Annotated in this window: 9 protein-coding genes; 3 read left to right on the top strand and 6 right to left on the bottom strand. The window is 34.8% G+C overall.

Going from position 1 to position 12947, the window contains the following annotated elements; translation table 11 throughout:
• On the bottom strand, positions 1 to 395 hold a 395-nt coding region (locus tag Q7C23_RS00005), incomplete at its 3' end, for a transposase (RefSeq protein WP_375030608.1).
• A gap of 157 nt (positions 396 to 552) precedes the next feature.
• Entirely contained in the window at positions 553 to 900 is a 348-nt protein-coding gene (locus Q7C23_RS00010; protein WP_375030609.1) for a transposase, read from the bottom strand.
• 229 nt (positions 901 to 1129) lie between these two features.
• On the opposite strand from Q7C23_RS00010, the gene Q7C23_RS00015 reads away from it, so the two are divergent.
• The gene (locus Q7C23_RS00015) at positions 1130 to 2626 is read left to right on the top strand and encodes an MFS transporter (protein ID WP_375030610.1); all 1497 of its coding nucleotides are present in this window, start codon (positions 1130 to 1132) and stop codon (positions 2624 to 2626) included.
• A 14-nt stretch (positions 2627 to 2640) separates the two neighbouring features.
• Positions 2641 to 2865 carry a DUF6814 family protein gene (locus tag Q7C23_RS00020; RefSeq protein ID WP_375030611.1) on the top strand — a complete coding sequence of 75 codons (225 nt, stop codon included), beginning with the start codon at positions 2641 to 2643 and terminating at the stop codon, positions 2863 to 2865.
• Positions 2866 to 2974: 109 nt separating this feature from the next.
• Here Q7C23_RS00020 and Q7C23_RS00025 read toward each other — a convergent pair whose 3' ends face one another.
• The 4 genes from Q7C23_RS00025 to Q7C23_RS00040 form a co-directional block, all read right to left on the bottom strand.
• The gene (locus Q7C23_RS00025) at positions 2975 to 5848 is read right to left on the bottom strand and encodes an alpha-amylase family glycosyl hydrolase (protein ID WP_375030612.1); all 2874 of its coding nucleotides are present in this window, start codon (positions 5846 to 5848) and stop codon (positions 2975 to 2977) included.
• 75 nt (positions 5849 to 5923) lie between these two features.
• Positions 5924 to 7021: a SusE domain-containing protein gene (locus tag Q7C23_RS00030; protein ID WP_375030614.1), complete on the bottom strand. Its 1098-nt coding sequence runs from the start codon at positions 7019 to 7021 to the stop codon at positions 5924 to 5926.
• Positions 7022 to 7041: 20 nt separating this feature from the next.
• Positions 7042 to 8649, bottom strand: coding sequence for a RagB/SusD family nutrient uptake outer membrane protein (locus Q7C23_RS00035; RefSeq protein ID WP_375030615.1), 1608 nt, complete (start codon positions 8647 to 8649; stop codon positions 7042 to 7044).
• A gap of 35 nt (positions 8650 to 8684) precedes the next feature.
• The gene (locus Q7C23_RS00040; protein ID WP_375030616.1) at positions 8685 to 11660 is read right to left on the bottom strand and encodes a SusC/RagA family TonB-linked outer membrane protein; all 2976 of its coding nucleotides are present in this window, start codon (positions 11658 to 11660) and stop codon (positions 8685 to 8687) included.
• A gap of 235 nt (positions 11661 to 11895) precedes the next feature.
• Between Q7C23_RS00040 and Q7C23_RS00045 the strand changes: the two genes are divergently transcribed.
• Complete coding sequence (locus Q7C23_RS00045; protein WP_072970340.1) at positions 11896 to 12927, top strand: LacI family DNA-binding transcriptional regulator; 1032 nt, start codon at positions 11896 to 11898, stop codon at positions 12925 to 12927.
• Positions 12928 to 12947 lie beyond the last annotated feature (20 nt).

Raw genomic sequence — 12947 nt, forward strand, 5'->3', positions numbered from 1 at the left:
CCATTAGGGAGTAACTCTGCAATATAAGTCCTATTTTCCTTCTTTGCCTGCAATATCAATTGATTCTCAAAATCCATGGCCTCCCATCGATGCTTGATTCTGATCTCCTGCAAGGCTTCCAGAGCTAGTTTTTGAACATGGAACCTATCGGTGACCTGTATGGCTTTAGGAAAACATCTCCTGGAGATTAATTTCATGGAGTTAGCCATATCAAGTGTTATTTCTTTGACCAGCTTTCTTTTTTTATAGTCAATCTTACTGATATGCTCAATAACCTCTTCTGCTTTTGTTCCGGCAACAATAGCTACTAAGGATCCTTTTTTGCCTTTGAATTTCTTGTTGGTCACAATAGTATAAAGTTCTCCCTGAGATAAAGCAACTTCGTCAATTGACAAATGTGTCCCCATATTGTCAGGGTAAACAATCCACTGATGGGCATGTTCTCTTGGAACCCATGTAGTAAAGGAACTCAGGTGTTTTTTGTATTGCCTTTGCAGCTTCTTTCCGTTGACTCCAAAGAAACTACCAATGGTGTGGCAATCGGTAGCACTGTTATCTATTAATTTCTTTTAAAAAAGCCGCAAACTCCTGAGTCATACGGGTCCCTTTGGCCACTAACTGCCAGTCTCTTTTAATAATCTCTCCTGTGTTTTTATTAGTCCAGCGCCGTCTTTTGATGTGCAAATATACATACTTGCCACGTAGGGGGAAATCCTGAATGGTAATTTCATCCTGAAAGCCCTTTGACACTAATTCCAAGGTATTAAACTCTGCAGGAGGCTGAATTTTCTCCTCAAAATACAGATTTAATGTTTCTTCAGAATTAGTAATGGAAACCACATCAAAGTGGTCCACTAAAAAATCGGGAAGCATAAATTTTAAAAGCTCTATAGGGGTCATCTCAAATTCTTAGATTGCAAATTTCTTATTTTATTTTGACATTTCCTCCCCAGGTTTTGTGCTTGATCCTAAATTTACTCGGTTTGAAACTTAAATACTATTAAAAAGTGTAAAGTCAACAATTAACGTGTTTTTGTTAAAAAAGTACCAACTAAATAAAAAAATATCTTATATATTCGTAAAATGATATCTTAATTTTTTATTTATTACTAAAAACATAGATCATTTTATGAGCAAAACTTCTACGAAAGGCATTTGGAAAGTTATTTCGGCTTCTTCAATGGGAACCATGATTGAATGGTATGATTTTTACATTTTTGGCAGTTTAGCTGTTGTTATTTCAACCAAATTCTTTCCCAGTGATAATCCTACAGCTGCATTTTTATCGACTTTAGCGACTTTTGCTGCCGGATTTGTAGTTCGTCCTTTTGGTGCTTTGTTTTTTGGAAGACTTGGAGATATTATTGGACGAAAATATACATTTATGGCTACCTTATTATTAATGGGTGGTTCTACCTTTTTAATAGGCTGTATTCCAAGTTATGAAACTATAGGTTTTTTGGCTCCTTTATTAGTTTTAATTTTACGTTTACTACAAGGACTTGCGCTTGGCGGCGAATATGGCGGCGCAGCGACTTATGTTGCGGAACATGCCCCAGCTGGTGAAAAAGGATATTGGACTTCCTGGATTCAAACTACGGCAACAGTAGGGCTATTCATTTCATTGATGGTTATCTTAGCTACTAAAAATATTCTTTCAGCAGAAGACTTTGACACTTGGGGATGGCGTGTTCCATTTTGGGTTTCTATCGTTATGGTTGGAGTTTCTTATTTGATTCGAAAAAACATGGATGAATCTCCTGTATTTGCAAAAGCCAAAAAAGAAGGGACAACAAGTGCAAATCCCTTAAAAGAAAGTTTCGGAAACCGATATAATCTAAAATTTGTTTTATTGGCTCTTTTTGGCGCTACTATGGGACAAGGAGTCGTTTGGTATACGGGGCAATTCTACGCCATGAGTTTTATGAAAACGGTGATGAATGTAGATTCGTCGCAAGTTGATGGCTTACTCGGAATCGCACTATTAATCGGAACTCCTTTTTTTATCGTTTTTGGATGGTTGAGTGATAAAGTAGGTCGAAAATACATTATGATGCTTGGAATGTTGCTCGCGATTTTATCTTACAGATCTATTTACAAAGAAATGTACAACACCACTAATGTAAATTACAAAACCGAAATTGTTGAAAAAACAACCAAAAATATTGAAACAACCAAAAATAATGACATTTTAACAACTATTTCTAAAACCTATACAGACGGAACTTCGTATACAGAAAAGAAAACAGATTTTGCCAATAAAAAAGATTCTCAAAGCAGTATTTCGATCGAAATAAACTCCGAAGATGAGTGGACCTTAATTTTTTGGGTTTTTATCCAAGTGCTTTTTGTAACAATGGTCTACGGACCAATTGCTGCATTTTTAGTAGAGATGTTTCCAACAAAAATCAGATACACTTCTATGTCTCTGCCCTATCATGTTGGAAATGGAATTTTTGGAGGCTTGCTTCCAGCCATTTCAACTTACTTTGTAACACATGCAAAAGCTAGTGGAAAAGCCGATTTTTACCTTGAAGGACTTTGGTATCCTATCATTATTGCTTCAGTCTGCTTTGTAATTGGAATGGTTTACATTGATAACAAAAACAAAACGAATCACCTTTAATACCTACATAGAATATGAATACAATTAAAAGAATTTTAGGTGTTTTATGGGTTATACTCTCCGTTGCCGCTGCTTATTTTTGTGTGTTTGAATTTGGCTTACCCAAGTTTTTATCAGACAAACAAGATGATTTGGTCTTCGGAATTATTATCCTATTTATCCTCACCCCATTAATCGTTTTAGGCTTGGGAACATTTGGCTATTTTTCTATGATCGGAGAATACGATCAAAAAAAATAAACCAAATCAACTTAAAATTGAAAGGGCTGTCAAAAAAATTGACAGCCCTTTCTCATTACTAAACTAACCAAACATTCATCATTTTAAATAATGACTGTACTTTAAAATTTTACTTTTTAATAAATTTCATCAACTGAACTTTATTATTTTCATCTACTGCCTTTACAACATATAATCCTGTTTTTAATTCGCTTACGCCATATTGAAAATCTACATTCCCATTTGGAGAAAAGCTTTTTACCAATTGACCTGATATTGCATAAACCTGAACTTTTGTTGGAGTAATATTTAATGTAAAATGATTTAAAACCGGATTTGGGTATAAATTAACCGAATTCTCTTTTTCAAATTCAGGAATTGCCAGATTAGCTGTTTTGTTTCCATAAATTCTATATTCTCCAGGTGCCAAATTTATCGTAGCATTAACATCTGTTACATTCATAGAAGTATTATCCATTAAATTATACCATGTACCGGTGTATTGAAAACCAGTGGCTACATTTTTCGCTGTTACATCAAAATTGGCTAAAATCAGTACATCTTTTAATTGTGTTGCAGCAAGAGCACTGTTTGTGATTTTTACATTTACCGTTAAAGTATTGGTATTTGCCATTGTAGGAGTACCTAAAAACACTGGTTCCGTTACTTTAAGATTAATCATTTTAGCCCAATCATAATAAATTTTATTTCGATTCGTATTTCCTAACCAATTTTCCGCCCATTGTGGCTGTGGTTTTGTATCTAATTTACAATCTCCGGAAAGAGTTCCCGAAGCATCATTTACACTTCCATCTTTACAGGTAAAAATAGAATCATCCCAGCCTAACTCTCCAAAATGCCAAATCATTTTCGGCCCTGGAATCAACAATGAAACTGCTCCAATTGCTGACATTCTTGACAATGCTGTATTTAATGTTTTAACATTATAACTTCCTGACGAATTTCCGTATTGTATATTTTTATACATCAAACGTTCTTCATCATGACTTTCAGCATAACCCATCAAACGGTTTGCTGTAAAACCACGGCTTGAACTCATCATTCTCGAAATATTATTCTCTGTAGGGTATCCCATTGACAATTGATTGTATTGATCCGTCATTTTTCCCCACATCATAATACCTTTACTCGGTGTTTCAGTGATTTTGTAGTTTGCCCATTCCTGTTCTTCGGCATCAGATCCTAAATGTTCGAAAATAGTATAATGCGTTGGATCAAGACTCCATGAATAGTCTGCATATTTTTTCAAAATATCCACTCTATCTTGCTGGTACCTATTAGTACAAGCCTCATCTGCAGCTGTACAAACCTGAGTAAAACCTTTAGTTAAATCCCAACGGAAACCATCAATTTTATACTCTTCAATCCATTGCTTAACCACTCGCTCCACATAATATTGCGTTTTTAATGACTGGTGATTAAAATCCTCTCCAACACTATAACTATGTTTAGCAACAGTATTAAAATAAGGATTTTCGGCTGTTGGCGAACCAAAACCATCTCCGTCAGCATCATTCATCCACATTCTTACCATCGGATTCCTACCAAAAGCGTGATTTAAAGCCACGTCAAGGATAACTGCAATTCCGTTTTGGTGACATAAATCGATAAGCTCTTTTAATTTATCAGAAGTACCGTAAAATTTATCCAATGCCATATGAAATGAAGTATTATAACCCCAGCTCTCATTGCCTTCAAATTCCATTACCGGCATCAGTTCAATTGCATTTATTTTAAGTGTTTTAAAATATTCTATTTTATCAATTAAACTTTGGTAGTTTCTTACTGCGTCAAAATCACGTACTAAGACTTCATACACAACCAATTTATCTTTTTCTGGTTTTGTAAAATTCGTTACCTGCCAATTGTAAGGCGTTTGTCCTGTTTTAAGAACTGTAACTTCAAAATTTTGTCCTGCCGGATAAACTGGCATATTTGGATATGAAGCTGCCGGAATTCCGCCATCATCATAAGGCGACAAAACCAAAGTGGAATAGGGATCTGCCGTTTTTACCATTGAAGGAGAGTTTGCCAGCGGAGTTGCGTCAACTACCCAATATTGATATGTATTATTTTCTCCAGAAACTAATCCCGTTAATACTAACCAAAATTTACCCGATGTTGGATCTTTCTTCATCGCATAAGCCGAAGAAGGCTGCCAATTGTTAAAACTTCCGGCAACGTAAACGAAATCTTTCAGAGGAGCATCTAAAACTAAAGTTGCTTTTGTAGCGTCAGTAGTATTATAATTAATCCCATCAACTAATCCTGAAGGCATAGCTTCAGAAACGGTATTTGGATTTACAACAACAGAAAACTTTTTAGAAATAGTAGTCGTTCCCTGCGTTACTAACAGCTCATAACTTTGATTGCTAACAAGATTAGTATGAGAATAAGTATAACTTGATGCACTTGCCACCGTGTTAATTACTGATCCATTTGCTTTTAAAGAATAGCTTGCTGCCCCATTTGTATTTGTTGCAGTAATATTAAAATTTGAACCTGACGCTATTATTGTACTACTGTTTTCAACAGGAGAAGTTAAGGTTACCTGAAAAGAACCTACTTCAATCAGAATATCCTGTGATTTTTTATCTCCAGTACCGTTTTTTGCTTTAATCAAAAGTCCGATTTTACCAATTCCCGTTACATTATAATAGGTTGTTGGCGTAATGGTTTTTGTATAAGTATCGGATGCGGAGTTATAAGTAAATTTACTCGCATCACTTGATGCCTCCCATGCTCCATTATTAGGTGTGCCTTTCTGCGTAGTATCATTGGTATCAAAAGCCCATGCCCACATATAAAGGGAATGATCTGTAACGCCCCATGTAGCTTCATTGATACTGCTTCCGTTAATTGTAACGGTAACAGCGGTGTTTTCCTCAAAAGTAGCTGGACTTACAGAATAAGTTACCGTTTGCTGTTGTGCAAATGATATTGCTGACAACAAAAGAAAAAATAATAGTAAATTTTTTTTCATAAAGTGGTTGATTAGTTAGTTGGAGTAAAAAAGGGCTACCTTCATAGATAGCCCTTTTAAATATTTCAAAAAATATTATTCTTGATTTGGAATCATTAAATAACTTCCATCTAAATCATTGAAATAAATTAGATATTTAGATTTAGCTACTGGTATATTATCTCCAGTTCCTCCTCCTGAGAAAGCAGTATTACCACCCCATGAAACATCCCAGCTATCATTTGCTCTAAATTTAAGACCACCATCTTTCAAAGCAGTTACACCAAGACTCCAAATGTGTCCGTTGAAAGTAGATTTGATCATTGGTGTAGAAGAATCCCAGCCACCAGGAGTACTGTCTCCAATAATACCCACTGTTGCATATAATGTTGCAGCAGAAGCATCATAAGGAGTTAGTTTATACGTTAATTTATCAACATCCATAATGAAGGTATAGTATCCTTCAGCTGGAATTTCAAAACTAGCAGGATCCGGATCAGATTCTGTCCCTCTGTACACTAAAGTTCCACCTGAACCACCATACATTGGAGCCCAGCTTCCTAAGTTTGAAATTGTTTTGAAATATCCTTTTTTAAAGAATCCAGTAAACTTATATTCGTTTGAATTTTTTGGATTTCTAAATAAGATTTGATTTCCTTTATTGTTATCCCATCCTGAAACAGTTGCGTCTCCAACTAAATACCATTCTGTAAAGTTATAATCAACTCTTCCTGTGTAAGGAGTCACACTAATTGTAATTAGCTTTGTTCCTTCTTGTGGAATAGCACCTGCAACATTTGAAGTAATTTTTACATCAAACTGAGAAACAACTTCTGTTGCTGCACCAAGATCAATTGCTGCTTGATTTAAATCTTTAGCAAGTATCGTAGCCTCTGTAACACTACTTGTAGTTGCAAGTGTTTTCGCAGCCTTAAAATCCCCACCTTTTTTATCAATTAACAAACTGTATTTTACTACTACAGCTGCTGAATATGTTGCAGCCGACCATGTAAATTTTGCTACTTCTTCAGATGGTTTATCTGCATCTAAAACAAACGCTTGTCCAGTTGCTGGCGAAGTAATTTCTGGCACTGAAACAGCTGAAACTATTGGTCTATCATCTACAGCATCAGCATTACATGACACCGCCAATACACCAATAAATGCGATTAAAATTTTATATATATTTTTCATTTTACTGTTTTATAAAGGTGTTAGTATCCTGGATTTTGTTTCAAAGTTGGATTTGCCTGAATAATTCTAGAAGGAATAGGCATTAAATCTCTATAAGATTCAGTTGAAGTACCATTCATAGTACCACCTTTCCATTGCCAGATTTTAGATCCACCTGTGAATTTTCCAAAACGAATTAAATCAGTTCTTCTGTGGCATTCCCAGAACAATTCTCTTCCTCTTTCATTCAAAATAAAATCAAGAGTTAAATCTGCTGCAGCAATTTGTGTAGCATTTGCTCTGGTTCTGATTTTATTTATGTAACCTACAGCAGTTGTAATATTCCCTGAAGACGCACCTCTCACAGTAGCCTCAGCGTACATTAGGTAAGCATCAGATAATCTGAACATAGGAAAATCAGTATCTGGCATATCAGTTCTTTGCGCTGCAGAACCGTCCGCCTTTTTATTGATATACTTTGTAACTGCATATCCATCTGTAAAAGTTCCAATATTGTTAATGTCTAAAGACTGGCCATCTGTATGGAATGTTCCTCTTTTATCTCCAGTTGCAGTTTCATCAGGAAAAAGAGCAACGAACTCTTTACGAGTTCTTGTCCCGAACCATCCACCGTCCATACCTCTTGAAGAAGCATCGATACTTCCACCGATAGAAGCATGAATAATAAAACTCATTCCTCCACCAATAGCTCTAATAGCATTTCCATCACCTATAATCGGAAAAATAAATTCTGATTGCGCGCCATTTTTGTCATTATCAGCACAGAACAAATAGTTGTAAGGAACATTTGCAAATGTGTATCCTGAACTTGTAATAATGTCATTACACAATACAGCTGCATCATTATTTCTGTCTGTACCTGTATAAACTTTAGAGTTCAAATAAATTTGAGCTAGTAAAAATTTAGCTGCTGTTTTATCAATTCTTCCGTACTCGTTTGTTTTTGGCGCAGCTAAGCTATTATCTAAATCTTTCAATTCAGATTCAAGAAAAGCAAAAACTTCAGCTCTTGTTTTTTGTTCCGGATAAAAGAAACCTACTGGATCGTTTTCTGTAGTAATTGGAACATTTCCGAACAAATCCATTAAGTTATAATAAGAAAATGCTCTTAAAAAACGAGCTTCAGCTCTAAAAGTTGCAATTTCAGCTTTAAGATTAGCATCAACACCTCTTTCATTCAATTTTTCATCTGTTGTTTGTCTTAAAAATTCATTGGCAACACTAATTTCATAGAATGCTCTTGAAAATGTTCCCGCTAAAAATTCGTTTGCAGGTGACCATGTTTGAGTATTGATTGTTGGTAAAGTACCATCAGCCCAAGCAATAACCGCTTCATCAGTCGGTAATTCCTGAGTTACAAAAAGTAATCTCAAGTAGCTACTAAAATCTCCTCCAATTCCCGCAATATCAGCTTGCCCATCTCCATCATTTCCTCCTACATACAAACCCGCATATAACTTTGCTAATACTTGTTTGTATGATGCCGGATCTTTAAAAAATGACTCAGACAGAAACTCATCATCATCGCCCGGTGTCACGTTTAAATCGTCTGTACACGAGGTAAGCGTCATACTTAATCCCAAAATGAATAGGAAAAAGTAAGATATATATTTAAATGATATTTTCATTTTATTTGTTTTTAAAATTTGTTTTCAATATTCTATTAGAAACTTGCATTTACTCCAAACAAGAAAGTTCTGGCTCTTGGATAAACATTGTTATCGATTCCGTTGAATTTCTCTGGATCTAAACCGTCATATTTTGTAAGAACAAAAACATTTTGAACTCCAGCTGTGAATCTTAAAGAAGCTGCTTTAAGTAATGTCTTATCAAAAGTGTACCCGAGAGTTACATTGTCAAGTTTGATAAAAGAAGCATCTTTAATAAAATAGTTAGACAAATAACGTGAGGTACCATTATCTTCAAAAGTGAAACCAGTATTAAGATAATCTGAACTTACATTAGATAAATCTGTTTGTCTCCTTAAACCTGCATCTGAGTAACCTAAATTAGAACTTACGTTATCAAAAATGTAATTCCCTAAACTTGCTCTCCAGTTCATTGTAAAATCAAACTTTTTGTAGTTTAAAGTAGAAAACAAACCGAATGTATAATCTGGTGCTGGTTTGTGGAATCTGTAACGATCAGCATCGTCTAATTTTCCATCACCATTTCTGTCTACATATGCACCAGCAATAGGTTTCTTGTTGGCGTCATATAATTGCTCGTAAACTAAGAATGAGTTAGGCGCATAACCTACTGAGTTAACCTGAATTTTATTTCCAGCACCTCCTGCAATATTATCTCCAGAAAGGTAACCTTGGAAACCAGGAACAGTAATTCCTAAATCTGTGATTTTTTGATCAATATAAGTTGTATTGAAAGCAACATTCCAAGTTAAATTGTCATTTTTAATGATATCTGACTGAATATTAAACTCAATACCTTTAGTTCTAACACTACCAATATTGTAAGTACCCTGATTTCTAATGTTTGCCCCATCAGGAACTACGACATCAGCTAATAAATCACTTGATTTTTTATCAAAGTAGTTTACTGTACCAGTAATTCTATCATTTAGGAAACCAAAATCGATACCCACGTTAGTTTCAGCTAATTCTTCCCATTTAATATTTTCGTTATAACCTTCTGGTCTTGCAGTAGAATATATCTGACCGCCAAAAATATATTGTGTATTAATTGTTCCTAAAGTAACACGTCTTAAATAATCATACTGAGCAGGAATATCTTGTTGTCCTGTTGTACCGTATCCAAATCTTAATTTTAAACTTGATAAAGTCTCATTACCTTTTAAGAATTCTTCTTCAGCAATATTCCATGCTAAAGCAACTCCTCCAAAATTACCCCATCTGTTTGCTTCAGAGAAACGTGAAGTTCCATCTCTTCTATAATTTACTGTCGCTAAATAGCGGCTATCATAATTCAATGTTAAACGTCCAAAATAAGATTGTAAATTAATATCGGGATCTGTAGCAACATCCTCATTCGGATTTGGCTGTCTTGTTTCTCCAGATTGATATTTTTCTTTTTGAAACAATTGATAGTTGTAACCGGCTGTTGCATCAATTTTAATTTTCCCTAAATCTTTAGTATAGTTAAAATACGCATTTAAGTTTTTATTTTGCAACATGTCAGTGTAGTTTGAATAATTTCCTAAATTCACATAATTAGGACTATTAAAAGGCTGTGGCTGGTATCCTAAAGCACTTTGAGTACTAACTTCTGTGTAACCACTGCTATCGAACCTATCGATACCTGCCTCTACAACAGCTCTTAAATCTTCAAAGAAATGTAATTTATAATCTAATCTAACATTTCCCCATTTTCTTGTTGAAGTTGCTCTTCTCTCGTCTTGGTTTAATCTTGCTACTGGGTTTCTTGCTGGTAATAATGGCAAGTTTCCGTTAGCTTCCAACCATTCAAAATATCCTCCGTAACGAGAACCTGCACTATAAACTGATTGTGTAGGATCAAAACCGATAGCACTTCCAATTACTGCTCCTTCATCCTGAAATTGATTTTTTCCAAAAGATAAATTTCCGCTAATATCAATTTTTAAATGATTATCAAATAAAACCGGATTTAACGATAACGATGTCGTAGTTCTTTCAAAAGAAGTGTTTCTAAGGATTCCAGGATTATCAACATTTCCTACAGATAAACGTACTGGTAATTTATTAAATAAAGAACCACTAACAGATATGTTATTGTTTGTTGTGAGTGCAGTATGGAAAATTTCATCCTGCCAGTTTGTATTTGCAGTACCCATTAAAGCTTGTTGAGCTGCTGAACCTTTGGTATTTACTAATTCACGAAATTGATCAGCACTTAATACATCAACCTGATTTGCTACTGTGTTGATACCAACCTGAGAACTAAAGTTAACTTTTACGCCACCTTTTGTACCTTTTTTAGTTGTAATTACAATTACACCATTTGCAGCTCTTGATCCGTAAATCGCTGCTGCAGAAGCATCTTTTAAAACTGTAAATGACTCAATATCATTAGGATCAATTGTAGATAAGATACTTGTCGCCCCACTTGGAACGCTATTACTTAAAGGCAATCCGTCTAAAACGATTAATGGCTCATTTGAAGCAGTTAATGATGATCCTCCACGAATTCTAATATCCGCTTTTGCTCCTGGTGCTCCGCCTCCTGTAACGTTAACACCTGCAATACGACCACTAATTAAACTCTCTGGAGTTACATTAATTCCTTTATTAAATTCTTTTGCAGAAATTTGAGATACCGAACCTGTTGCATCTTTTTTCTTAACAGTTCCATAACCTACTTGTACTACAACTTCTTTAAGTTGATTTGTATCTTCTTCTAAAGAAACGTTTAATGTTTTTTGTCCACTGTAATCAAGGGTTTGTGTTTTGTAGCCAATAAAAGAAACAACAATTTTGTTTCCGCTTTTAACACCTGATAGTTGGTAATTACCATCAAATCCTGTTGATGCACCGCTTGGAGCACCTTGTACATTTACATTTACTCCCGGTATTGGCTGTCCTGTTGCTTTATCTACAACAGTCCCATTTAGAGTGTTTTGAGCTAACACAGTAAATGGCAACAATAGGAATAAAAATAACAACTTTTTGTAAATTGTTTTCATACTTTTTGTTTAAATTAGTTTGAGTTTGTGATTGTTAGTTAAGTTTTTAATTTTACTTCGAATTTCAAAATTAGGAATTTATTAACATGCTCGACCAGAGACTATTTTAATTGAGTTACGAAAACGTGGTAGTGTTGAAAACTTTCTATTTTTTGTAATCTTTTAAGTCAAAAAATGCTAAATCAGAAAATAAAAGATACCTTTATTATTAATTAGATTTTTTTCAATAATACCTATGAAACGTAAAATCACTTTAAAACAGATTGCGAAGGAACTAGACGTATCTATTTCAACTGTCTCAAAATCACTAAGAAACAGCTTAGAAATAGGTGAAGAAACGCGCTTAAAAGTCCAGGCTTTTGCAAAGTTTTACAACTATAAACCCAACAATATTGCCCTTAGTTTAAAAAATCGGAAAACCAAAAGTATTGGTATTATCATTCCGGAAATTGTACATTATTTTTTCTCTACGGTGATCAACGGAATTGAGCAGGTTGCGAACGAAAATGGCTATAGTGTTGTCATCTGTTTGTCTGATGATTCTTTCGACAAGGAAGTCCTGAATATGGAGATGTTAGCCAACGGAAGCATCGACGGCTTTATTATGTCTCTTTCGAAAGAAACCCAGTATAAAGGCGACTTTCACCACATTACCGAGGTTATCAATCAGGGAATGCCAGTCGTAATGTTTGACCGTGTTACCAATGATATTTTATGCGATAAGGTAATTATTGATGATAAAGCAGCAGCCTATGAAGCGGTTCAGAGTTTGATTGACAATGGCAGAAAAAAGATCGCTCTTGTAACAACTGTCGATTATGTAAGTGTTGGAAAACTAAGAACGGACGGTTACGAAAAAGCACTTTTAGACAACGGATTGCCTTTCAACGAAGATTTAATTATCAAAATTGAAGATGTAGATACTTGTGAAATTACAATTAGCCAGCTTTTGCATGACAGGGCTTTTGATGCTGTTTTTGCTGTAAATGAACTTTTTGCAGTAACAATTATTAAAACGGCCAGCAAAATGGGGCTTAAAGTTCCTGAAGATTTGGCTGTAATTGCTTTTACTGACGGAATTATTTCCAAATACTCAACGCCAAGCATTACAACCGTAAGTCAGAGTGGTGAAAAAATGGGAAATAAAGCTGCTAAAATGCTAATTGAAAGGCTTGAAGCAGAACACGACGATGATGACGAGGAAAACGAAAATTACACTACAGAAGTTATAGAAACACATTTAATAAAAAGAGAATCTACTGACTAAAATTCTTAAAATCAACCCTT

It is taken from the genome of Flavobacterium sp. LAR06 (genome assembly GCF_041946075.1).
Lineage (GTDB): Bacteria > Bacteroidota > Bacteroidia > Flavobacteriales > Flavobacteriaceae > Flavobacterium.